The sequence below is a fragment of the Fulvivirga lutimaris genome (assembly GCF_009711525.1).
In the GTDB taxonomy this organism is placed as follows: domain Bacteria; phylum Bacteroidota; class Bacteroidia; order Cytophagales; family Cyclobacteriaceae; genus Fulvivirga; species Fulvivirga lutimaris.
The window spans coordinates 59,183-83,486 of sequence record NZ_SMLV01000435.1; the positions used below are offsets into that span (position 1 = coordinate 59,183).

Annotated in this window: 21 protein-coding genes; 17 read left to right on the top strand and 4 right to left on the bottom strand. The window is 38.8% G+C overall.

What is annotated here, in order from left to right:
• The first annotated feature begins 122 nt into the window (after window positions 1-122).
• The 4 genes from E1140_RS20570 to E1140_RS20585 all read left to right on the top strand — a co-directional run bounded on the left by E1140_RS20570 (window position 123) and on the right by E1140_RS20585 (window position 5,547).
• A complete protein-coding gene (locus E1140_RS20570) occupies window positions 123-416 on the top strand; it encodes a GIY-YIG nuclease family protein (RefSeq protein WP_155188567.1) in 294 nt (97 codons plus the stop codon).
• A 485-nt stretch (window positions 417-901) separates the two neighbouring features.
• Window positions 902-1,639, top strand: a complete 738-nt coding sequence (locus E1140_RS20575) for a DUF6090 family protein (protein ID WP_155188569.1) — start codon at window positions 902-904, stop codon at window positions 1,637-1,639.
• 223 nt (window positions 1,640-1,862) lie between these two features.
• Window positions 1,863-4,490, top strand: coding sequence for a DUF4062 domain-containing protein (locus tag E1140_RS20580; RefSeq protein ID WP_155188572.1), 2,628 nt, complete (start codon window positions 1,863-1,865; stop codon window positions 4,488-4,490).
• Window positions 4,491-4,617: 127 nt separating this feature from the next.
• A complete protein-coding gene (locus E1140_RS20585) occupies window positions 4,618-5,547 on the top strand; it encodes a S41 family peptidase (protein WP_155188574.1) in 930 nt (309 codons plus the stop codon).
• 295 nt (window positions 5,548-5,842) lie between these two features.
• Here E1140_RS20585 and E1140_RS20590 read toward each other — a convergent pair whose 3' ends face one another.
• Both E1140_RS20590 and E1140_RS20595 read right to left on the bottom strand, forming a co-directional pair.
• Window positions 5,843-7,993 carry a xanthine dehydrogenase family protein molybdopterin-binding subunit gene (locus E1140_RS20590; protein WP_221412735.1) on the bottom strand — a complete coding sequence of 717 codons (2,151 nt, stop codon included), beginning with the start codon at window positions 7,991-7,993 and terminating at the stop codon, window positions 5,843-5,845.
• A complete protein-coding gene (locus E1140_RS20595) occupies window positions 7,990-8,451 on the bottom strand; it encodes a (2Fe-2S)-binding protein (protein ID WP_155188578.1) in 462 nt (153 codons plus the stop codon). Before E1140_RS20595 ends, E1140_RS20590 begins: the two co-directional genes overlap by 4 nt.
• Window positions 8,452-8,645: 194 nt before the next feature.
• On the opposite strand from E1140_RS20595, the gene E1140_RS20600 reads away from it, so the two are divergent.
• The 3 genes from E1140_RS20600 (at window position 8,646) to E1140_RS20610 (ending at window position 13,308) form a co-directional block, all read left to right on the top strand.
• Window positions 8,646-11,486, top strand: coding sequence for a tetratricopeptide repeat-containing sensor histidine kinase (locus E1140_RS20600; RefSeq protein WP_155188580.1), 2,841 nt, complete (start codon window positions 8,646-8,648; stop codon window positions 11,484-11,486).
• 222 nt (window positions 11,487-11,708) lie between these two features.
• A complete protein-coding gene (locus tag E1140_RS20605) occupies window positions 11,709-12,431 on the top strand; it encodes a DNA alkylation repair protein (protein ID WP_185153703.1) in 723 nt (240 codons plus the stop codon).
• Window positions 12,415-13,308 (top strand): SPL family radical SAM protein, encoded by an 894-nt coding sequence (locus E1140_RS20610; RefSeq protein WP_155188584.1) that lies wholly within the window; start codon window positions 12,415-12,417, stop codon window positions 13,306-13,308. Before E1140_RS20605 ends, E1140_RS20610 begins: the two co-directional genes overlap by 17 nt.
• Window positions 13,309-13,327: 19 nt before the next feature.
• On the opposite strand, the gene E1140_RS20615 is transcribed toward E1140_RS20610, so the two are convergent.
• Window positions 13,328-14,164, bottom strand: coding sequence for an alpha/beta fold hydrolase (locus tag E1140_RS20615; protein WP_185153704.1), 837 nt, complete (start codon window positions 14,162-14,164; stop codon window positions 13,328-13,330).
• A gap of 61 nt (window positions 14,165-14,225) precedes the next feature.
• Here E1140_RS20615 and E1140_RS22070 point away from each other — a divergent pair, with 61 nt between their 5' ends.
• The 10 genes from E1140_RS22070 (at window position 14,226) to E1140_RS20665 (ending at window position 22,935) form a co-directional block, all read left to right on the top strand.
• A complete protein-coding gene (locus E1140_RS22070; protein ID WP_155188588.1) occupies window positions 14,226-15,038 on the top strand; it encodes a helix-turn-helix domain-containing protein in 813 nt (270 codons plus the stop codon).
• Between the two features lie 43 nt (window positions 15,039-15,081).
• Window positions 15,082-15,885, top strand: coding sequence for a J domain-containing protein (locus E1140_RS21970; RefSeq protein ID WP_155188590.1), 804 nt, complete (start codon window positions 15,082-15,084; stop codon window positions 15,883-15,885).
• A gap of 175 nt (window positions 15,886-16,060) precedes the next feature.
• Complete coding sequence (locus E1140_RS20630; protein WP_155188592.1) at window positions 16,061-17,848, top strand: DUF885 domain-containing protein; 1,788 nt, start codon at window positions 16,061-16,063, stop codon at window positions 17,846-17,848.
• 97 nt (window positions 17,849-17,945) lie between these two features.
• On the top strand, window positions 17,946-18,320 hold the full coding sequence (locus E1140_RS20635) for a VOC family protein (RefSeq protein ID WP_155188595.1): 375 nt from the start codon (window positions 17,946-17,948) through the stop codon (window positions 18,318-18,320).
• Between the two features lie 55 nt (window positions 18,321-18,375).
• Window positions 18,376-18,720 (top strand): TfoX/Sxy family protein, encoded by a 345-nt coding sequence (locus E1140_RS20640; RefSeq protein WP_155188597.1) that lies wholly within the window; start codon window positions 18,376-18,378, stop codon window positions 18,718-18,720.
• Window positions 18,721-18,731: 11 nt separating this feature from the next.
• Entirely contained in the window at window positions 18,732-19,082 is a 351-nt protein-coding gene (locus tag E1140_RS20645) for a YciI family protein (RefSeq protein WP_155188599.1), read from the top strand.
• On the top strand, window positions 19,069-20,316 hold the full coding sequence (locus E1140_RS20650) for an RNA polymerase sigma factor (RefSeq protein WP_221412736.1): 1,248 nt from the start codon (window positions 19,069-19,071) through the stop codon (window positions 20,314-20,316). Before E1140_RS20645 ends, E1140_RS20650 begins: the two co-directional genes overlap by 14 nt.
• A gap of 111 nt (window positions 20,317-20,427) precedes the next feature.
• Window positions 20,428-20,919, top strand: coding sequence for a sigma-70 family RNA polymerase sigma factor (locus E1140_RS20655; protein WP_185153705.1), 492 nt, complete (start codon window positions 20,428-20,430; stop codon window positions 20,917-20,919).
• A 156-nt stretch (window positions 20,920-21,075) separates the two neighbouring features.
• Window positions 21,076-21,906, top strand: coding sequence for a prolipoprotein diacylglyceryl transferase (gene lgt, locus E1140_RS20660; RefSeq protein ID WP_221412737.1), 831 nt, complete (start codon window positions 21,076-21,078; stop codon window positions 21,904-21,906).
• Window positions 21,907-22,176: 270 nt separating this feature from the next.
• Window positions 22,177-22,935, top strand: coding sequence for an NYN domain-containing protein (locus E1140_RS20665; protein WP_155188603.1), 759 nt, complete (start codon window positions 22,177-22,179; stop codon window positions 22,933-22,935).
• Window positions 22,936-22,960: 25 nt separating this feature from the next.
• On the opposite strand, the gene E1140_RS20670 is transcribed toward E1140_RS20665, so the two are convergent.
• Window positions 22,961-24,304 (bottom strand): globin domain-containing protein (locus tag E1140_RS20670; RefSeq protein WP_221412738.1); only part of this gene is annotated, 1,344 nt, incomplete at its 5' end.

Sequence of the window (24,304 nt, forward strand, 5' to 3'; positions counted from 1 at the left end):
GATCTCCTTAGCCCAACGTCACCTCGAATCCGCCAGTTGGCGGAGAGAGGTCTCCCCATTAGAACTAGGAGACTTCTCAGTAGTACCTCCTTCGAAGTGACGATAAATATTTATATTCAAGAATGGAAAGAGGAGGTGCAGTATACATCATGACCAACCAACATCATACGGTATTCTATACAGGTGTTACCTCTAACCTTATTGCTCGAGTCCAGGAGCATAAAATGAAGGTTTACCCGAAAAGCTTTACTTCAAAATACAACATCAATAAGCTAGTTTATTGGGAATCGTTTCATTCAATTGAGGAAGCCATTATGAGAGAGAAACAAATAAAAGTATATAGAAGAGAAAAGAAGCTAGCCCTTATTAATGCATTGAACCCACAAGGTGTCGATCTGTTTGATTCTTTGGAATAAGTCACCTCGAATCTCTTTAGGTTGGAATCCCCTCTTTAGTAACGTCATTTCGAACCGCAGGGAGAAATCCCCTTATCACGATTAGGAGACTTCTTTTCCGATGGCTATCGGATTCGCTGCGCTATATTTCGAAGTGACGATACTTTTTAGTTTATCGTCACCTTGAGTCCCTTTAGGGTGAGAGGTCTCCTTATTGATAACAATGAAGAATCAGGTCTCTTTCAACAATTAGGAGACTTCTCAGTCGTACCTCCTTCGAAGTGACGATACTTATTTATTACCGTCACCTCGAACCCCTTTAGGGTGAGAGGTCTCCCCATTGGCAACAATTTTTTCCCTTAGCGAATAGGAGACTTCTCAGTCGTGCCTCCTTCGAAGTGACGATGCTTTTTAGTTTTTCATCATTCGGGATATTTTCAATACATTAGGCTAATTCATTAAATTCAACTAATTAAACACTACAACCCTACTCAATTTTTAAACCAATGCTTTTTTATCTTCGGAATATCAGGAAAAAACTTTTAGGTGAAAACAAGGCCTCCCGATATGTTCTGTATGCCATTGGCGAGATTTTACTAGTTGTTATAGGCATTTTAATAGCGGTACAAATCGATGATTTTCAGGAGGATAAAAAGAAAAAAGAACTGAAGCAGTCTTATCAAAACTCTTTAATAAAGAACCTTGTGCAAGATTCTACTGATTTGCAACAACAACTCACCTACTATCAGGAAAGGCTCAATGAGCTTGAAGCCATTGAAGTAAGACTCAAGAAACCCAGCACCTCACTGGACACTATCATAAAAATAGCACGCTATGAGTATCACCCCAGCTTCATACAAATGAACAACATGAGCACCGACATTATAGATATACTCATGTCTACAGGCAATATCAACCTTTTTGATCAGGACATAATTCAGGGGTTTTTGGTGCTAAAAACAGCAAAAAGTAAGTCCTTTGAAGTTATTGATAACCAGATGGAGGCTTATGCCGATTTGTTCAATACTTATGCTTCAAAATACTCTAGTGGTTCTACATGGAGTGTGATTGAAGGTAATCTGGACAAAGTGACCTGGCAGGATGTAAACAAAAATGAAATGGCCAAAGCCTTTAGAGGAATTTTCACTTTTCAGAAAGCGCTATTACGATCCTTCCTTAGAGAAAAGCAAAATGTACTAGACCAAACCACCGAGCTACTCACCTACCTCAAACAACAGCAATAAACATAATAGAGCCGATTAGGTGTTTCTACTCAATGTGTTAGGTGAAATGACCTAGTTCCAAAAGCCATATATTGCCCTCAGTGTATTTGGGAAGGCAAATGTTTATTTAATTCAGAATTTACAGAATGGTAATAATAGAGTATTTACTACCTTACCTCTTAATGCTTCACCTTATCACCCACCACAGATCCGTTTGTCTAAAAACTTTTAAAAACTTAATTAAATGGAAACTAGAAAAATATTCAAGTGTTTTATATCCTCTCCGGGTGATTGTAAAGCTGAACGGGATACATGTGTTAAGGTAATTGAAGACATAAGTTCAAGCTTTGCAAAACACTTTGGAATAGGATTTGAAACATTCATGTGGGAATATGATGTCCTACCTGATATGGGTAAGAATGGGCAAGAAATTATTGATGAATACATCAATAAGTCAAACTATGATGTATTTATAGGAATAATGAAAAACCGTTACGGCCAACCAACAAAGAAGGCTGGCAGCGGAACAGAACATGAATTCCTAGACGCAATTTATAAAAAGGAAAAATCGGATGACTTAATTCCAAAAATTTTATTCTTCTTCGGAAAGGAAAAAGTTGACCCCGAACAATTTGATTTCGAGCAATATCAAAAAGTTAAAGCTTTTAAAGATAAGGTTTCAAAACTCGGTCTTTACAAAGAATTTAGTGGCACTGAACACTTCTCGGAGCTTTTGACTGGAGTTCTTGAACTTTTTACTAAAGAGAATACAGAAATAGAGGATGCCGATAAAAAAATCAAAGAAATTGACATCATACTAAAACATTTAGAAGATGATTTATCAGAATCCCTAAAGACATATAACGAAAAAACACCAGTTTGGATCGATCCAATAATAAGTTCTAAAAAAGAGGTTCCCAGCGACCCTACTAGAAATTTTGATAATAAGATTGAATTGCAATCAATTGTCGATGAACCTAAGAATATTATTATTAAAGCCCCGTCTGAATTTGGTCTAACTTCTTTAGCTCATTACCTAAAACTAGAAGCTTGGAAATCAGGTAAAAAATTCATTTATCTTGATTCTAAAAAGACAAAAAAACACAAAGTTGTTAAAGATATTAAGCGCGCTATTGAGAATTATTATTTTTCGAAAGTTGATCAAATGAATTGCATCTTACTCGATTCTGTTTGCTTTGATGAACTTGGTGTTATGCAAATGGTCAAAAATGTTTGCGATGAGTTTCCTGAAATACCAATCATAATATTCAACACACTTGACAATAATTTCTTCCTTAAGTCAGAAGAAGATGATAAAGTTGAGATTACCCGTAAATTTATTTCATACTACCTACTACCATTACGACAAACAGAACTTCGGAAAATTGTAACATCATACACTAAGAGCAAAGAAATTGCAGAAGATCATAATATAATGCTAGACAAGGTCTCGAAAGACCTTGAAATATTGAATATGCATAGGACACCTAAGAATTGTATCTCAATATTAAGAGCATCTTATAAAATCGGATCAGAATATAACCCAATAAATAGAACAAAACTGTTGGAGACAATCTTGAATACAATTTTTGAAGAGTATGAAATACCTACTTTTCACGATAAAAAACCTGACGTTAAAGACTGTTCTTTTGTACTAGGGTATCTATGTGAACTATTAATTATTAATAATGACTTCTACTTTTCTGAGGAATACATCAAATCAAAGCTTAAAGACTTCTGTAAAGCCAACTTAATTGATTTGGACCTCGACTACTTGTTGCGTGTCCTTTTGGATAATTCAATATTAGGACTTACATCTTCCAAATACCTATATTTTAAAAATACTTATTGGGTTTTCTTCTTTATCGCACAAAGAATGAATTTGAGCAAAACATTCATTCAGGATGTTTATGACAATAAAAGATATGTTGACTTCCCTGAGATTATTGAGTTTTATACAGGAATTGATAGAAACAAAGACGATGCATTGATAGTGCTAAATAAGGATCTGGATAAAACCCTGTTAACAGTTCGTAGCAAAGTGAATATTCCCGACAATATTAACCCTTTTAAATCCATCACATGGAACCCTGATATTCCTGCAATGGAAAAAGAACATGAGAAAATTAAAGATAATGTAATAACCTCAGGGCTTCCTGACGAGGTAAAAGATCAATATGCTGATAAGCAATACGATCAAATCAGACCGTATAATCAAGTAATTAATTCAGTGCTGCGAGATTATTCCTTTTTAGTATTAATGAGACAAATATCCGCCACAGCTCGGGCATTACGAAATAGTGATTTTGTTTCTATTGATTTAAAGAAAGAAGTTCTAGATAAAATCATTCAGTCTTGGAGTGAGTTAAACAAACTTTTGATTGTACTTCATCCTCTGCTTGCCGACAGAGGAAATGTTGCTTTTGAGGGTGCAAAATTTGAACTTGATGAAGACGATTTTAATATATCAGATTCTACAGAAAAAAGAAAAGCGGTATTACTCGCAATTCCTACAAACGTTGTGAGATTCTTTAAAGATGATCTTTTTTCTAGCAAAATGGGGCCCTTGCTTATAGATAGAGCAGTGAATGAATCCAATAGCCTCATCAAGCATGAATTAATGCTTCTAATAATTGCTGAAAGGCCAAATATGTGGCAAAAAACAATTGATGATTACATTGTTAGCCTAGACAAAAATTCATTTTACCTGTCAGATGTTTTAATAACTCTAAACTTTAACAAAGATTACAGAGCCACAGAAAATAACGAAAGACGAACAATTGAGATTTTAGCACAAAAATGCAGAGCCAAACATATTTTTAAAAAAAACAATCCAGATATGGGTTTAATAAATCGAGCTAGAAAACTATGACCATTTTTTAGAGGTAGATTTTCTTAGTAGGTTGTATTTTTTCCTCACACCCACCACTCCTCCCCTATTTAACAACCTTTAACATGCTTCTGCCAACCTCACAATAAGAGTGGCCGTACGAGGGAGCATGAAGCAACTCTACACCGTACTTATTTTAGCTTGCAGCATATTAGGCTGTCAGGCCCAAAAACCCCAGCATGAAGCTCTGGTCACTGAGCTGGCCCGGGACCTGAAGCAAAACTATGTTTTCGAGAAGGAAGCCAATGCCATGCACGACATGCTGCTGGCCAAACTGGAAGAAGGAAAATATAATAACCTTGAAAAGGAAGATCTTGCCGAGGCTTTGCATGAAGACCTGCGGGCTGTGGCCAATGACAAACACCTGCGCATACGATATGGTAACAGGCGGACGGCACCCAGTAAGTTTGCGGGCCGGGAAATCAAGAGCCTGCCCAATGGTGTTGGAGAGGTGGAAATACTGGAGGGCAACATCGGCTATCTGGAGTTAACGGGGTTTAGCAACCCCAATGGCAGCTATAGAGATATGCTGGCAGAAAAAATGGAAAAGCTGGCCTCCACCAAAGCGGTAATCTTCGATCTGAGAAATAACGGAGGCGGCTCACCAGAGGCGGTGAGGTTGTTGTCAAGCTATCTTTTCCCTGAAGATGAAGCGGTGCACCTCAATTCCCTCTACTACCGCAATAGAGATGTGAAAACGGACTATTATACTTTAAAGGAGGTAGAAGGGTCAAGAATTGACCAGCTGCCGGTCTATATTTTAACCAGTGATTTCACCTTTTCTGCAGGAGAAGAGTTTTGCTATAATCTCCTTAATCTAAAGCGTGCTACGCTGGTAGGCGAAACTACGGGTGGCGGTGCTCACCCGGTCAACTTTTATAATCTCCCGGAAGGTGTTGTCGCTATCATTCCTGAAGGTCGGGCCATTAATCCCATTACCCAAACCAACTGGGAGGGTGTAGGTGTTGTGCCACATTATAAAGTAGATGAAGCCGAGGCTTTGGATAAGACTTTGAGTTTGATTGGGGAGGATATTTAATATCATTTCGGTACCTTTTTAGCTTAACGTCATTTCGACCGGAGGGAGAAATCCCCTCATCGCGATGGGGAGACTTCTCATTGCGCTACGCTCCATTTCGAAGTGACGTGCAATTTAAGAACACCCCTATAATCCCCTCAAGTGGATATTATCTCGCGAAGAATTCCTCCCTTGAGGGAGGTAAGGAGGGTGTATTGTTTGTCATTCAAAACACGATTTGGAATCTTAATAAGAGCAGTAGAGATTCTGAATCAAGTTCAGAATGACAGTTAATTACAATTGACAGTAGGCTACGCTAACTATTCAAAACCGCCAGTACCTTATCAGGTGTAAAAGGCATATCATATAAATGTTTACCCGTCAATGCTGCAAAGGCCGAAGCAATGGCACCACCTACAGCAGGCAAGCCTGCTTCACCAATGCCTTCTGGGGACTCATCAGAATCTATCAAAGCCACTTCAATAGACTCAGGCGCTTCTGACATCCGTAAGATCGGGTAATCATGAAAATTAGATTGTACCACCTTGCCGTCTTTAACATCAATTTGCTCCTTAAGCGTGCTGGATATGCCCATATTCACAGCACCTTCCACCTGCGCCACAGCATTATCAGGCTGAACAATCACACCGGCATCTACAGCGCACCAATATTTATGTACTCTGATAACACCAGTATCACGATTGAGCGAAATCTCGGCCACTCCGCATGAAAATGAATCCCTGTCGGCAAAAGCAATACCCATGGCCCTACCATCTTTTGGTGTTGGGTCCCAATTGGACATTTCAGCAGCACGCTCCAGCACCTTTCTGACACGTTCATTACTCTGCATCATTTCCAATCGGTACAGGTAAGGGTCTTTATTATTAGCTCTCGCCAGCTGATCGATAAAGGTTTCAACGGCATATTTATGTGGTCCATGACCAACTGCACGCCAGTGTTTGGTACGGATGCCATGATCTACATCTTTTCTCATAAACCGCACATTCGGAATATCATAATGCGCAACGCTGGCGCCACCATTGGAGAGACCTCCACCCGGCCCCACAGCAGTATGATCCCACGAAATAATTTTTCCATCTTTATCCAGTCCGGCCTTAAAGAAGTGCTTTACCTGAGGCCTGAAGGCGCCATAGCTCACATCATCTTCGCGCTTCCAAATCAACTTCACTGGCTTGTCAACACTTTTAGCTAAAGCAGCACACTCAGCAGCATAGCCGGGTAGCGTTCTACGGCCAAAGCCTCCCCCCAAAAAGAGCTGATTGACAGTTATTTTATTTTCGTCAATGCCCAGGGTCTGAGCTACAGCACTTTTTGCACCATCCGGTGCCTGCGAGCCAATCCATACCTCTGCACTTTGTTTGTCTGCAGCAACCGATACTACCGCATTGAGCGGTTCCATCTGCGCATGATAGACATACTTATTGGTGAATATAGCTTCATGCACTTTGGCTACATTTTTTAAAGCACCTGCTACATCTCCTTCATGCTTAGTTTCACTAGCACCGTCTGTGGTGTAGGCATTCATATCTTCCTCACTGTTGTGAGATTGCATCAGACTTTCACCCCAGTTGATCTTCATTTGTCGTTTGGCTTTGAGTCCAGCTTCTACAGATTGGCAAACCACCCCAACACCATGATCTAATGTTACAATGGAAACCACACCGTCCATATTTTTGATTTCTTCCTCATTGGTGAGCTCAGGTTTAGCACCGTGAACAGGCGATCGGCTGATGAAGCCATAGAGCATTCCAGGCAAATGAACATCCATACCATAGGTAGCAGACCCGTTAGTTTTTGAAGGGATGTCATAGCGAGGCAGCACCTTACCTACAAGTTTAAAATCTTTGGGATCTTTCAACTTAACACCAGCCATATCGGGCAGAGACTCAAAATTTCCAAATTCAGCAATTTCACCAAAACTCATGCTGCTGTCTGAGGCTTCATGAATAACAAAGCCTGGTTTGGTAGTTAATTCCTCAACACTCACCTGCCATTTTTCAGCAGCATTTTGTAAGAGGCTTGCCCTTATTTGTGCCCCTGTTTCACGCATCAACTGGTAATAGCTTCTGATTGTGCGGCTACCAGCAGTAGTCATATTTTTATTTCCTCCGGGATACCAGCCCACACCATAAGTCTCCGCTTCTACAGGACTGCTCAATATTTTTACTTTGCTCCAGTCGGCATCCATTTCTTCTGCTAAAATCAAAGGTACTGAAGTCATAGACCCCTGACCCATCTCCGCAGCAGGCGTATAAATGATCACCTGATTATCAGAAGCCAGCTTCACCCAAACATTCACTTCCTTTTTAAGCACTTCCTTTGCCTCTGCCCCACTATCAGTTGTGCAGCCAGGCAATAGACAGTAGCCACCAATAAAAAAGGTAGCACCTCCTGTTGTGGCCAGAAACTGGCGCCTTGACATTCCTCTTTGTTTATTCTTCATCATGACTGACCCTCCTCTGCTGCTTTAGTTATTGCCTTAATGATCCTGTTATAGGTACCGCACCGGCACAAGTTGCCATTCATGTGACTTACAATTTCTTCTCTTGATGGGCTTGAATTGGATGTCAGTAATGTTGCTGCCTGCATGATCTGCCCTGACTGGCAGTAGCCGCACTGGGGCACCTGCTCATCTTGAAAAGCCACCTGCAAAGGATGATCATTATTTTCACTCAGGCCTTCAATGGTTGTAACTTGTTTACCCGCTACTGCAGCCATAGGCATAGAACAAGATCGCACCGCAGTACCATCCAAATGCACCGTGCAGGCTCCACAAGCAGCTATACCGCATCCAAACTTGGTACCTGTAAGCTTTAGCCGTTCTCTTAATGTCCAAAGTAATGTGGCATCTTCTGGTGTATCAACAGATACATTTTTACCATTGAGTTCAAAACTGGTTTTCATAAGCAGCAATATTTTTTATAAGTTATGAAAATCTGGCTGACATTAAAAGTTGGTAGTGGGATTTTGAGGACTCATTACTACAACAACGCACAATCATAATAGGCTGATTAAGGCCTCAATATAATCTTAGTGTCAATCATGAAAATTTCCTATCTTGACCACATAAACTGTTCAGTAAAAATTGCTCTGTCTGTATGAAGATTTTAGGCATCTTATTTTCCTTTATTCTATCCTTTTCATCTTATGTTAGTCATTCACAAAGTAACCCCTTATATAGTCTTGAGCAACGTGTCCTTAATACTACAGGAAAAGAAAAAATAGATGCCATCAATGCATTAGCCTTCCGTCAAACTCTAGGTGATTTTGAGCTGTCAAAACCATCTTTAGAAGAGGCCATATCGCTGTCTGAAAAAGAAAACTATATCAAAGGTCTGGCTGAAGCATATACCTATAAAGGGGTGTATGAAAACCTTAACGGTAACAAAGAAGCTGGTATTAAGCTGTTATTAAAAGGCGCTGAACTTGGTCATGAAATTCAGGAATATGGAGTAGAAGGCTATGCGCTATTACAGGCAGGAACTATTTATCTGAATTTAGGTCTTAATGACTCAGCGAAATATTGGTATGATAAATCTTATACGGCTTTAAAAGACAGTACAAGCTCAATACAGTTTTCAATTCTGTATCTACAGATGAGTCAATATTATGGTCTAATTTCAAAACCAAAACTGGAGTTATCTTATCTACTGCTAACTTTACATATTCGGGAGGAATTGGAAGATAAGTTTTTGCTCGCAGATGTATATGTTCAGCTGTCGAAGTGGTATATCAAAAGGTCTAACGCAAACACTGCACATGAGTATTTAAAAAAGGCCGAAGCACTAAACATTTCTGAGAACTTCACAACACTTTGGAAGGACATAAAATATCATAAAGCTATTATCCTTCTAAACCAATCAAGCTTTAATGAGGCCCTTGTATTCATAGAGGATGTCAAGCAGTATCATTTGAATAATGATGATATCCAGCAATACGTGAAATTTCTGCTGGATTTTTCTGAGACATTGGAGACGCTTGATTATTATGATCTTAGCCTGAAAAATGGTCTTGAAGCCTTGCAGATTGCTGTAGAAAATGAATATGCCAGAGAGAAAGTAAGAGCACAACTTATCATTAGCAGAAATTATTACCGAATACTCCAATCTTCCCTGGCCCATGAATTTACTGATCAAGCCTTATTGGAAGCAAAAAACAACAATTTCACAGAAGAAGAGGGAAATGCCTACAATTTAAAGGGGCTTCTTTTGCAGGCTGAGAATAAGCAAAAAGAAGCTTTGATCAATTTTGAGAATGCTCTTGCTATTCGAACAACACTGGGAAATAAACAAGATATAAGCTCCACATTAAGTAATATGGGAGAGATATACGAGGATTTTGGACAGATACAAAAGGCATTGGAATTGCAAGAAGAAAGCCTGATCATGTCAGAGGAAGTGCTTGATTACTATGGTGTTTGCTGGTCAAGCAAAGGGGTTGGAAGTCTTTATATGAAATTGAAAGATTATAAAAACGCCAAGTATTATCTTGATAAAGCTGAAGAGACTGCCAAATCAATAAAGGCCGGAAACATATTAATCTATATCTATCAAAAACAAAGAGACTTACTCATTGAACAAAGGCAGTTGAATGAAGCACTTCAGTACACATTGCTATATGATGAGTTAAAGGATTCTGTCAATTCAGCAGCCATTACCAACCGCATTCTAAGCCTGAGGAATATTTATGAGATTGAAATGAAAAATCAGGAAATTGAATTATTAAATAAGGATAAACAGGTAAAGGAAGACCAGCTATTTATTCAAAACAGTTTAATTCAAAAGCAACGGTTTTTAATTGCTGCCACCGTCATTGGATTGTTATTATTAAGCATTCTCGCTTTTACATTATTTACCTATTTCCGCAAGAAGGCTGCGCTGAGCAAAGAATTGCAAGAACGTAACGAAGAAATACAAACACAGGCTGAAGAATTATCAGAATCAAACTCATCACTTCAAGAGTTAAATAAAGTTCTTTCTGAGAAGCAGCAAGAGATACATGCTCAATCCGAGGAGCTTATTAGGAGTAATCAGATCGTATCAAATCAAAATGAAAAATTAAAATTGATGCATGATGAAGTGGTGACACAAAATGAAGAGTTGCAGCAGAGTCAGGATGAAATTGTGCAGCAGCGTGATAAGCTAACTGAACAGAATAAACAACTCGAAAAAGCAAAAAGAATTATTGAGAAGCAGCATAAGGAAATCAAATTACAAAATGAAAATCTTGAAAAGGACGTTGAAAAACGAACCGAAGAATTGGTGAAATACAATCAACAACTGGAGCAATTTGCCTTTATATCATCACATAACCTGAGGGCTCCTGTGGCAAGAATACTGGGTTTGGGTCAGCTATTAGAATTTGATAATGAAAGCGCTGAAAACAGGTCATATATTCATGAAAATTTGATTTCTTCAACGCGTGAATTAGATCGTGTGGTCAAAGATTTGAATACCATTTTAGAAATTAATAAGAACAATTCATCGGTTATTACTCCGATTGATTTAGAAGAGGAATTAAAACTAATACTGGTTAACCTTGAAAATGAATTAAAGGAAACAGAGACTAAAATCAATGTGGATTTTAGTAATGCCAAAATTGTCAATGCCATACGCCCCTATTTCGACAGCATATTAATTAATTTAATAGGCAACGCCATAAAATATCGTCACCCAAATCGAACTCCAAAAATTCAAATCACTACGAAAAAAGCTGATGGCTTTATTAGGCTAATGGTTAAAGACAATGGGTTGGGTATTGACCTGGACTTATTCAGAGAGAAATTATTCACCTTGTACAGTCGATTTCATTCACATGTTGAAGGTAAGGGCTTGGGTCTATATTTAGTAAAGACACAAGTAGTTGCTATGGGTGGGATGATAGAGGTCGAAAGTGAAGTAGATAAGGGTACTACATTTTACGTCTATTTTAAAGCGTAGCTATTTTCTTAATTCAATCAGGTTTAAAGATTAATAATGGGGTAGAAAAAGATCAAGTCAGCACGAGTATCCATCGGCAAACGCCATTTCTTCGGCTCCGTTCTGACAGGCCGAAAAGAATGCACTTATAACTACCAACAAGCCAAATGTTAGCATTCTGTTAATATTCTGATTAATTAAATTTGGTTAATAAGATTGAATTTGTCAATTAAAAGAATAGTCTTGAAATCCATCACCAAAAAATCTGAACTCACGCCTTTACTTGAAAGATGTATATCAACCTATAATGCTGAAGGTTTAGATGCATGCGTTGCGCTGTTCAATGATCTTATTCTCACTAATAAAATTAAATTCCCGCTTTTAGAATACTGTGCAGCATTTCTCTTTGACCATCTACCTACGGAAGATCTCATCTCTTTTTGTGATAAAGTGGAGCCACTGAAAACCATAGGTGGTAATGTTATTTTAGGCATCATCCTACAAAAGCGACTGCCTGATCATTTCAGGGAATCTATAGATAAGGCTACCGAATATATTGCCAAAGCACATATTTGGTATATCTGCGATATTATTGGCGAACGGGTTTATGGATATTCTCTCAGACATCAGCCGGAAATTACCATTCCGGAAATAAAGCGGTTATCTAAACATGAAGCCAACTGGGTGGTAAGGTCTTTAGGCGCTGGTGCTCATTATGCCATCAAAAAAGGCCTTGAAAAGGCTCATGTGGCTATAGTATTTAAGTTATTACTCTCCATGGCTAACACCAAAGACAAAGAAATAAAGCAGGGTGTTGGTTGGGCGGCCAAAACCACGGCAAAGTTTCACCCCGACTTAATTGAACAATACAAATCAGAAATAGAGAACACCGATAAAGTAGAGGGTTGGTTTAGAACCAAAATAAAAATTGGCTTAGACAGAAACAGGTATGCCAAGGGAAATTGAGGTTAAATCGGTACTGAACAAAACCAGGAAAAGAGACAGTTGGTTTCTGGATGACTACACCATTAATATGTATAGTAGCTGCTCTTTCAACTGCCTTTACTGCTATATCAGAGGCAGCAAGTATGGTGAAAATTTGGAAGACAGCCTATCCGTAAAAACCAATGCCATTGAAATACTAGATCGGCAGCTTTTTAATAGAGCTAAAAAAGAGCAGTATGGCATTATAGTATTATCATCTGCCACTGACCCTTACCTCCAGATCGAAGAAAAATATCAGCTGACCAGACAAGCGCTGGAGGTTATTGCCAAACATAAGTTTCCTGTTCATATCATCACCAAGTCTGACTTAATCACCAGAGATTATGACTTGTTGCATCAGATCAATAAAACGGCCATCCTGCCTTCTGATTTAAAACCCCGGCTCAAGAATGGAGTCATTGTTTCTTTCTCCTTCTCCACGCTGGACGAAGCAGTAGCTAGCATCTTTGAAAAAGGGGCTACCTGTCCTGCAAATAGACTTAAGGCACTTAACAAGACTGTAAAAGAAGGTTTTTTGACAGGTGTGAGTCTTATGCCCTTGCTCCCATTTATCTCAGACACCACCGAATCGCTGCACCGATTTTTCTCAACCTTCAAGGAAAGTAACGTTGACTATGTGCTTCCTGCTACCATCACTTTGCATGGCAATGAAAAAGCTGATAGCAAGACTTTGGTGATGAATGCTATTAGGAAGCATTACTCTGAACTGGAAAGTAAATATCAGGGCTATTTCAAAAATGGCTTTCAAATGCCGGCTTTTTACCAAAAGGCATTCTCAAAAAAGATGCAGGAACTTAGTGAGGAATATGGTCTTCAGAATTTCATTCGTAGCAAATAGTCAAAGTTGAATCTCTTATTTAGTGGCCTGACAAAGATTTTGCATACTCTTCCATGATGGCGACTGTTGAAGGTGCTTTGAACGGTTTTTTAAATTCATTCAGCCAATAAATCAATTGGTCTGGTTTTTCGCTATCAATGAAGTGTGTTGTGCCCGGCATGATACATAAATTGGCTTTTGGCAGCGCCTTGAAAATTTCCACTGTATGCTCAAGTTTTACTGCATCTCTATCACCCACCATTAACAATACAGGCACATTAATTTCTTTAATTTTAGAAATAGGGATGTTTGGATGCTTTACCATTAACTCGATGTGCTTGCTCATCATTGGGTCTGGAATCTGAGGATATATACCCATAAGCTCAACCAAACGATTTTGCAGGGCCGTGGTATCAGGTCTAATGTTCGCTCCAGTTACCAGCATACGGTCAATCTGGGCAGGATATTTATAACCAAGAATCAAGCTCACTATACCTCCGTCACTATGTCCCCAGATGTAATACTTTTCATGACCCAGGTGTTGCATCAAAGCATTTGTATCATCAGCCATTTTCAAATAGGTTAATTCACCTTCAGGGCAGCCACTCTGTCCATGGCACCTGTTGTCCATTAATATTACCTGATATTTATCGGTAAGTTTTGATAGTAACCTGTGTTTGCCCTTGGTGCTACCACCATTACCGTGAAGAATGAGAAGTGGATCGCCCTGACCAAACACTTCGTAATAGACCTTATGATCTTTTAAAGTCAAAAAATTAGAAGTGCCATTAATTTCACCTACTGAAATATTATCCTGAGCATAACTCATCGTTAGCGCAGTACACAACACCGCCAAAACTGTAAAAAACTTCTTCATAATTCTCTTTTTAGCAAAAAAGCACAATCGCAAAAGGTAAAAATTGTAAATTTTCGACATTGTGAAATTAATACAGTCCCCATCTGACCGTTTAGAGCTATCATCTTATGTTGATCACTATCAATATTTCAAAACAGACAAACCAACCTATTTTAAAACGGTGCCTAATGGCAGGTTAGATTTTTATTTGATCAAAAAAGGGACATTTAGCTACTGGGACTATGACGCAAAAAAACTGATTGAGTCTGAGTCTTTCGGTTATTTCCCCATTCTTAATTCCACAGCGTTATATATCATTCCTGGAAATCTGGAAATCTTTAATATAAAATTTAGGCTGCCCGTATTGTGCTGTTCAACATTCAACCAGTTGCTCCAACAACAACCTTTATCGAGATTTAAAATTGATTTTTTAAATGAATTTATCGCTACACTTGACTCTAAATTTCTGACCGTAGCCTCTGAAATAAATACGCCTTTTTTAGATGAATCTATTTCAGCATTGATAGAGACTGCCGAAAAAGACGAAAGGTTGAGTGCCCTGTTTCAACTGTTCGAACATTATGATAATAGTCTGATTAGAACAAGTCAGGTAGCCAGCAGATTGCATATTACAGTAAAAACTTTGGAGCGGTTAATATCAAAAAACTTAAATATGACACCAAAAAAACTCTGGTCTATAATACGCTTTCAATCCGTGTCAGAAGAAATTCATGGAAATGAAAAAATGAATTTCAAAAGTGCGTATGACTATGGGTATCACGATCAATCTCATTTTATTAAAGAATGCAAAAAAATAACTGGCCTAGCCCCACGCGAGTTCTTCAAACAACTCAATATGCCAGCAAAAGATGTTTTATTTAACCCTAAGGATTAGCTATCATTTTTTTGACTTAATATTAATGGCATTAAATATTTAAATGAGTAATTACTACCTCACTATTTTAGAGCTCCAGCCGGGAGCAACCAAAAATGATATAAAAAAAGCGTACAGAAGGCTTTCAAAAGTATATCACCCTGACCTTAACAAGAGCCCTGAGGCTCACCAGAAGTTTATAGAACTAACGGAGGCTTACACTTTTCTTAGTCAGGTGGGTCCAAGACCGCATCAGGAGACGGTGGCTTATGACTATAATCCGGAAGTCAATGAATATGACCTGTGGCGGGAAAAAGCGAAGGCCAGGGCGAGACAAAGAGCCAGGCAAGAGGCTCAACTGCAGCGTGTGCTGATCAAAAAAATATTTAACCTGTTCAGAAAATATGCCATTGGCCTTATTGCTTTTAACTTGCTGCTGATTGTAGATATTTCACTGCCCTATCACGATTCTGACCAAACAGTAACTTATAAGTCGCCAACCTTCGATATGAAAACTGGCAAGGTCAGAAGAGCGTCCCCCACATACGATATAATAGGTTTTGATGATTACATGCTGACAGTCGATAAAGGAACGTCAGAAAATATAATGGTAGGCCAAAAGGCTAAAGTTCGATCTACACTAATGTTTGATAAGCCATTAAAAGCTGGTTTTGTGGTAAATGGCAGGCACTATCAAGTCAGACAGGTTTATAATGTTTATATCGTTTTTTGGGTATTGATACCACTTACATTTCTCATTCTCTTCTTATTTCAATATCGATTTAAAACGCTTGATACAAAACTCACTTTGGTCATTTTCATGGGCTTTATTAGCTGCTATCAGCTTTATTTGTTTTTCTATGTCTAGTAGAATATAGTACAAATTCCCCTTTAAAAAAGGAGGAATTGTAAGCTACTATCAGATTTACTTGCTTTTCTATATCTAGCTAGAGAGAGTGATTGCACCTTAAAGGACCCCAATACAAACCATTAAAGTATTTCAAATAATTGGTTGTATATTGAAAGAAATCAAACCCGAAACTATGAAAATCAGAAGCCTCCTCAACTGGAGCTTAGTGGCTCTACTCTTCTCGTGTTCTACCCAAACAAATGAAGATACTGCTACCAAGGTAGAACTAGATCCAATCCTTGACCAATATGCAGCTGAATTATATGAGCTGAATCCATTATTGGCCACAAGCAACGGTGTACATGATTATAATGACAGGCTTGCAATTAACATATCCTCTGAATATATCGAACGGCAGCTTTCATTAAATAAAAAATATCTGGACACACTGGCTACCATAAATACAGAACCACTTACCGATACTGAAAAGCTGAGCATTGAGTTACTGTCATATAAACTCAGTATGGAAAATGAGCAATTGAGTAATGGCCATGGCCTCAACCGCCCGGTTGATCAATTCGTGTTCAGCTTCCCTCAAAACTTTGCTACTGTAGCTGTTGGAGCATCGTATGTGCCTTTTAAAACAGAGCAAGACTATAGAAACTTCATGAGCCGCATGGAGTATTTCAGCCAATGGGTAGATCAGTCTATTAATAACATGACCACCGGACTGGAACTAAACGACAAAGTGCCTAAAGCCTCTATGGTAAAAGTGCCAGCGCAGCTAAAACCTTTATTTGAAACTGCTCCGGAAGAAAGCATTTTCTATCGGCCATTAGAAACTTTGCCTGAAGATTTAGATAGTGCTACAGTTATAAAACTAAAGCAGGATTATACTGCTGCCATTGCAACTGTACTTCAGCCTGCCTATAAAAAACTGAATGACTTTATTGAGAACCAGTACATTCCCAATGCCAGAGAAACTACAGGTCTACTCGATAATAGCAACGGCAAAGAAGAGTATCAGTATTGGTTAAACTTCTATACCACATTAGATATGACACCCGATCAAATCTTTGATCTGGGTATTAGAGAAGTAGCTAGAATACGAAACGAAATGGATTCTCTTAAGGAATCGACAGGTTTTGAAGGCGACCTAAAGGCCTTCTTTAATTATGTAAAAACTGATCCTAAATTTTTTCCTTTTGATACTGAAGAAGAGGTATTAGACCGCTATCGCTCATTTGAGAGTAAAATGGAGCCGGAATTAAAGAAAATGTTCAACCTGGTTCCTGAAGCTGGTTTTGAAGTTCGTGCGACAGAAAAGTTTAGAGAAGCTGGTGCTAATGCTCAGTATAACCCTCCATCACGCGATGGAAAGCGCCCCGGGATTTTCTATGAAACGGTGAGAGACCCTAAAGCCTACAATTACATTGATATGGAAACTCTATTTATTCATGAGGCGATACCAGGCCATCATTATCAGATAGCACTACAGCAGGAAGCTGATATACCTGAATTTAGGAAGTCATATTGGATGAGTGCCTATGGTGAGGGCTGGGCACTGTACGCTGAAACCCTGGGATTGCAGTTGGGGATGTTTACTGACCCCTATCAATACCTGGGAAGACTTAGCAACGACATGGAGCGTGCAGTACGTTGTGTGGTTGATGCCGGTATGCATCACAAAGGATGGACAAGAGAACAGGCTATCCAATACATCTTAGACAATCAGCCAGTAACTGCGTTTGTAGCTGAGCAGCGCATTGAGCGCTACATGGTTACTCCAGGTCAGGCGGTGAGCTACAAAGTAGGTGAGCAAACCATTATCAGGTTGCGCGAAGAAGCCAGAGCTAAATTGGGTGATAAGTTTGATATTAGAGAATACCATGATGAGGTACTTAGATATGGTGCTTTACCACTTAAGATATTAGAAAAGCAGATTAACAGATGGGTGGAAAGCCAGCTTTCAGAAGCATGATCTTCATTATTTTAAAATAATTTTAAAAAGTTGTCCCCAAACAGTAAACCGGTATCGTCATAGGGTCAAATAATGTAAAACCCTAAATACCAAAATCATGAAAAATGCGGTTAACTGGTTCGAAATTCCAGCCAAAGATTTCAACAGAGCAAAATCATTTTACGAAGACGTGCTTGACGCCAAATTTGAAACCCAAACTATGGAAGAGATGGGAATGACAATGGCGTTCTTTCCAGCCGATTGGGAAAATGGCATCGGAGGTGGCATAGCTTTCGGCCCAGGATATGAGCCATCTGATAAAGGTGCAGTCATTTACCTTAATGGTGGTGATGATCTTACCACTCCCCTTTCAAAAGTTGAAAAAGCAGGTGGCAAGGTGATCGTACCTAAAACCTCTCTAGGTCCGAACGGATTTATGGCTCATTTTATAGACAGCGAAGGAAATAGAGTTGCCTTTCACTCTAGAAACTAGTTAGCTCGGATACCAAATAACCGCAGCATTTCTTTTACTATATTTAAATTTAGATATGGCTTACAGTGAACATCAGGCAGACCGAATAAGACAGCGCCTCAAAAAGGCGAATCTTACGGATGAAAAGAAGATGATGGGTGGTTTGATATTCATGGTCAATCACAAAATGTGTGTTGGTCTCGATATTGACAAGAAAACCAACCTTGACCGACTTATGGTGAGAGTTGGGAAAACAGCCCATGACAAACTAATTTTCAAAAACGGAAGTAAAGCCATGGACTTCACAGGCAAAGTAATGCGCGGTTTCCTTTTTATTGCTCCAGAGGGATTTGATAGCGAATCAGATCTCGATTTCTGGATTGATAAAGCTTTAGAATTCAATAGTTTAGAAAACTCTTAATACAAAATACAATGAAAGAATTTATGATGATTTTTATAGGTCCCAGCTATGAAGAATTGGGTCTGTCACCGCAAGAACTACAAGAGCGCATGGGCAAATGGTTTGCATGGGGCGACAAGATGAAAGAGCAAGGTATATTGCGTGGTGGTGAAGCGCTGCATGCCACTGGAAAAACTATTTCAGGACCGGATAGAATTGAATCTGATGGGCCTTTTGCAGAAAGTAAAGAGCTTGTTGGTGGCTACTATACTGTGGCTGTTGATAGTTATGAAGAAGCAGCCAAAGTAGCGCAAGACTACCCTGATTTCGATTTGAACGGAACAGTTGAAATTAGAGAAATAGTAAAGTTTGACCAGCAGTAGTCAAAATAGTAATGTCGACCATCTTTTCAGACATCAGTATGGAAAGATGGTCGCTATTTTGTCTAAAATCTTTGGCCTAACTAACCTGTCGTTGATAGAAGATGCCATTCAAGACACCTTTTTGCAAGCAGCATTAAAATGGAGAAATAACCAGCCGGACAATCCAGAAGCGTGGCTCACTCAGGCAGCCAAAAACCGTACAGTAGATTTATTAAGGCAAATTAATGCCCAAAAAGAAAGGCATGACAATATCATTAATGGTGCTGTTGCACTGGAAATTAACGATTACTTCTTAGCTCATGAAGTAGAAGACAGCCAGCTGCGAATGATCTTTGTAGCATGCCACCCCATTTTCTCCACCGATGAGCAGATAGCATTTGCACTTAAGACCATATCGGGGTTTTCTTTAAAGGAAATAGCTGCGGCACTATTACAGAAAGAAGAAACCATAAAAAAGCGTCTGGCAAGAGCGCGCAAAAAAATCCAGGAGTCCAACATCACTCTCGCCTACCCGCACCCTAATGAAATTCAATCGCGAATCTCGTCAGTTCTACAGATCATCTATTTAATTTTCAATGAAGGTTTTCAGTCCACAAAGAAAGATCAATTGATCAACAAAGACCTATGTGGTGAGGCCTTACGGTTATGCAAGCTATTGCTGATAAAGGAAAACTTTAGAACAGGAAGTTTATATGCCCTCTTTGCGCTGCTTTGTTTTCATGCTTCACGCCTGGAGGCCAAAATTGAGTCCAATGAGATAATAGATCTTAAAAATCAGGATCGCTCCAAATGGCATTTACCATTAATCATCTTGGGGAATGATGCGCTAAATAAAGCCAATGAGTATGATGACTATTCTTTATACCACCTGGAGGCAGCTATTGCTGCAGAACATGTCAGAGCCATCAAGTTTGAAAATACAAATTGGACTAGAATAATCGATTTGTATGATGAAATGTACAAGTTGATGCCCTCTACAAATTTTATCCTTTCTAAGGCGATAGCGCTTATGCAAGTTGATAAGCTAAAAGAAGCAAAGTCTCTATTAGATAAAGTTGATATTGAGAAAATGCCTCATCGTAAACATCTCATTCACGGTGCCTTTGCAGAGTATTATACTAAGAAAGGAGAACTTGATTCGGCTGCTACCGCTCTTGATCAGGCTATCGAGCATTGCTCCAATGAGATGGAAAAAAACTACCTGATCAAAAAGAAAAATAACCTGAGGAGTTAATTCCTTGTAGAGCATCCTTTCTCGCTCGAAACTATCGGACCATAAAAAACTTCATCCTGTTTGTGACAAAAGAGTTAAAATTGATACTAATGAAATAAAGACAAAAACCTGGTGTCAATTTCAAAGCAAGATTTTATACATTTAGCCAATAGTAATCAGGGCATTATTAAAAGTGTTTGCAAGGCCTTTTATCCTGATGATGAAGATCAAAAAGACGCATTTCAGGATGTAATCCTTCAGCTTTGGAAATCCTATGATACCTTCCGGGGTGAGTCTAAAATTACAACCTGGGTTTACAAAGTGAGCCTCAATACGCTACTCACTAAAGCTAGAAGTGACAAAAGAAAAGTCTTTACTGAACCTATAAGCGAACACACTAATTTCACTTACCTTGCAGATGACGATTTAGAGCTTCTCAAAGCTATCATCCAGACACTTAAGGAGGTAGACAAAGCAGTTGTCATTCTATATCTGGAAGGTTATAAGAATAAAGAAATTGCTACAATGCTAAGTATAACAACAACTAATGTCAGCACCCGATTAAACAGGGTAAAGGCCGAACTAAAGTTGAAATTTAAAAGAGCGCATCATGAATTTAAATAATCTAAAATCGACCTGGAAGAGGTTTGTTTTTTCAAACACCCTGGACAGCCTAAACGATCGAGTTATTCTTGAAATCATAGAACAGCATGAGCGTTGTAGCAACCGAAGGCTGCCCAGACTGGTCTTGAATGCTTCTATGTTTATTATCTTAACCACTTGCTGTCAGGGCGGATGATGGCCTTTATACATTGGGATATTGACCCTCAGATATTTTCTGATTTCGAATATTTTAGATGGTACGGACTGTTTTGGGCAATAGGTATTCTAGTTGCCATTCAGGTGATGCAACATATCTACAAAAAAGAGGGACTTGCCATTGCCGACCTTGATAAACTGGTTCTTTATTTGATCCTGGGCATTATCATTGGGGCACGATTTGGGCACATACTTTTTTACGATCCAGTTTACTATTGGCACAACCCGATTGAGATATTGCCTATAAGTTTAAAACCTAGTTTTCACTTCACCGGACTGGCCGGACTGGCTAGTCATGGTGGAGTATTAGGTGGTTTGTGCGCGCTGTATATCTATACTAGAAAATACAAAAAAGACTTTCTTTGGATCCTTGACAGGTTAGTCATTGTAGGACCTTTACTAGGTGGTTTCATACGCTTAGGCAACTTGATGAATTCAGAAATATTAGGAACTCCTACTCAACTGCCATGGGCATTTGTGTTTAGCAGAATAGATTTGGTGCCTAGGCATCCCGCCCAGCTATATGAGGCCATTTTCTATCTATTGATTTCACTCATTTTATACAAGATGTGGAAATCCAAGAAATGGCAAGAACGCAAAGGCTTCCTTTTCGCACTTGGTTTCACACTCATTTTTGTTCAACGGTTCTTCATTGAGTTTATTAAAGAGGATCAGATGGCCTTTGAAGGAAGCTTATGGTTGAATATGGGGCAGACATTAAGCCTGTTTATGATTGCTTTTGGTATTGGGTTGATGTTTTGGAGTAAAAGAATTGGAGTTGAAAAGGTATAATACAGGCTTTTAATCATTCGGAGAATCACAACCATCTGTCATTCCGGAAAATATTGGCCTAAGTTCTAAAAGGCCAATATTTATCCAGAATCCCATAGCTCAGAAAAGGAGATTGTGGATAATTTTATTCAGATTAGAATAAGCTCTGAATAAAATTTCCGCAATGACGTTCGTTTTGCATTTCAGGACATTTTTAGACCATCTGCGCTTTAAACCGCCATTAATTCAATACATTAGTCTAAACGCGAACTATTAGGTAATAAATGAATCATGGAAGATAAAAAGGACTTGAAGCTGGCTGTAGTTATTGATGCTGATAATGTGCCATATGCCAATGTAAAGGGCATGATGGAAGAAATAGCCAAATATGGTATACCTACTTTCAAGAGGATTTATGGTGACTGGACGAAGCCGAATTTAGCGGGCTGGAAAAATGTGCTGCTCGAAAATGCAATAACGCCTATTCAGCAGTATGGCTACACACAAGGTAAAAACTCTACTGATGCCGCACTCATCATTGATGCCATGGACATTTTGTATACCGGTAAGGTAGATGGTTTTTGTATTGTATCCAGTGATAGTGATTTCACACGCCTGGCGGTAAGGTTACGCGAATCTGGCATGAAAGTGTTTGGCTTTGGAGAGCGTAAAACACCTAATCCGTTCATTGTGGCTTGCGACAAGTTTATCTATCTGGAAATACTAAAGAGTAAGAATGGAGCTAAAACTGAAGAATCAGCTTCATCTAAAAATAAGACTACTGAAAAGGCGACACCTACTCAGGTTGATAAACAGACCATCTCTTTAATCTCCTCGACAGTTAATGACATAGCAGAAGATGATGGCTGGGCATTTTTAGGTGATGTGGGCAATCTGATTAACAAGAAAAAGCCAGATTTTGACCCTCGAAATTTCGGTTTTGATAAACTGACTCCCTTTATCAAATCACTGAATAAATATTTTGAGATAGATGAGCGTATCACCGACAAGGCTAAAATCAAGCTGGTTTATATTAAAACTAAGAAGTGAGCTTGAGCCAACTAGTTTAAAATTACTATAACACTTTTTTAAATTCATTTTCCAGCTCTTCAATAAAAATGCTGGATACCGCGTGCAGAACATTTTCCCACGCCAATTTTAGTCTTGTACTCTCAAACTCACCATCATATTGCATTTCAACTGTTTTAAGCAACCCATCCATAAAAGGCTTAACGTTATTTGGCTTTATACCCAATCTCACATGCATTGCTGCAAGGTCTTTAATCTGAGTTTTAATAATATCGAGCCTATCGGCATTATTTACAATTAGTGACATTATAGTGACCAACTTACCGGGCAGTGTATTCATATCCACCCGGGAGAATATTACCTTAAGTTCTGGGTCTGAATTAACAAGAACTGTATAAAAATCCTGGCCTAGTTTTTTAGGATTGTTTGCCACTGAGTTCCATGTATTTTGAACAATAAATATGTCAGAGGTACTTAACTCAGCCCCTCTCAATTTTAAAACTATTTTTTTCGATAATAACCCAACATACACTATTAATAAAGCAATAAGGCAGCCCAGTGCAATTGGATATAAAAGTGACACCTCAATATTTTTATTGATTGTTAATGTGGCCTTTACCTTCAAATCATTAACACCTGCATAGTCCATCATAACACTGTCAAGAAGCAGTTCGCCTTCGCCTTCAACAGGTGTGATATATTTTGGTTCTGAATGAATCATTTTTCCTGAAAATATCTGTAAGTCATCCTTTACCAGCCCACTTTTCGGACCTAATACCTCAACGAGTTTACTCAGAGGGACTTGAATTATCAAAACCCCTTTTAATTCATTGAAAGTGTTCTTACTATGAATGGGAACCCCTATGAATGAGGCATGCTGATTGTCACTAGGTGCATATTGCTCAAAAGAACTGAAACAAACTATCTTGTTTTTATCTTTAATATCTCTAAAAACTTCTCCAATACCAGATTTAGCAAATGGACCACGAATGAGATTAGTTCCAAAATCCTCTTCCTCCATTACAGTGAATATGATATCCCCAGCAGTATTAACAAGAAAAACATCGTAAAACCCAAATTCCAGAACCGATTCACACCATTCTGCAAAAGACTCCTTTATATGCATGTAATCCTCATAGCCAGTGGGTATAGTGTCAAGTGAGCTAAATGTTCTTACCAAATCATAATCTACCGATCCCAGCTTCTGATATAACTCCAGCTGTCTAATTAGTTCATCACTAGTAGCAAGAAGGTCAAGGTCTATTGCAACTGTTTCGGTGAAATGATTTAATCTTCGCTTGCGCAGCTCCAGCTCTAGCCTTACTTTATTTTTTAATTTCTGAGTATCTTCTGAAACTGACTCATAATAACTTGACACCCCAATGGCAAA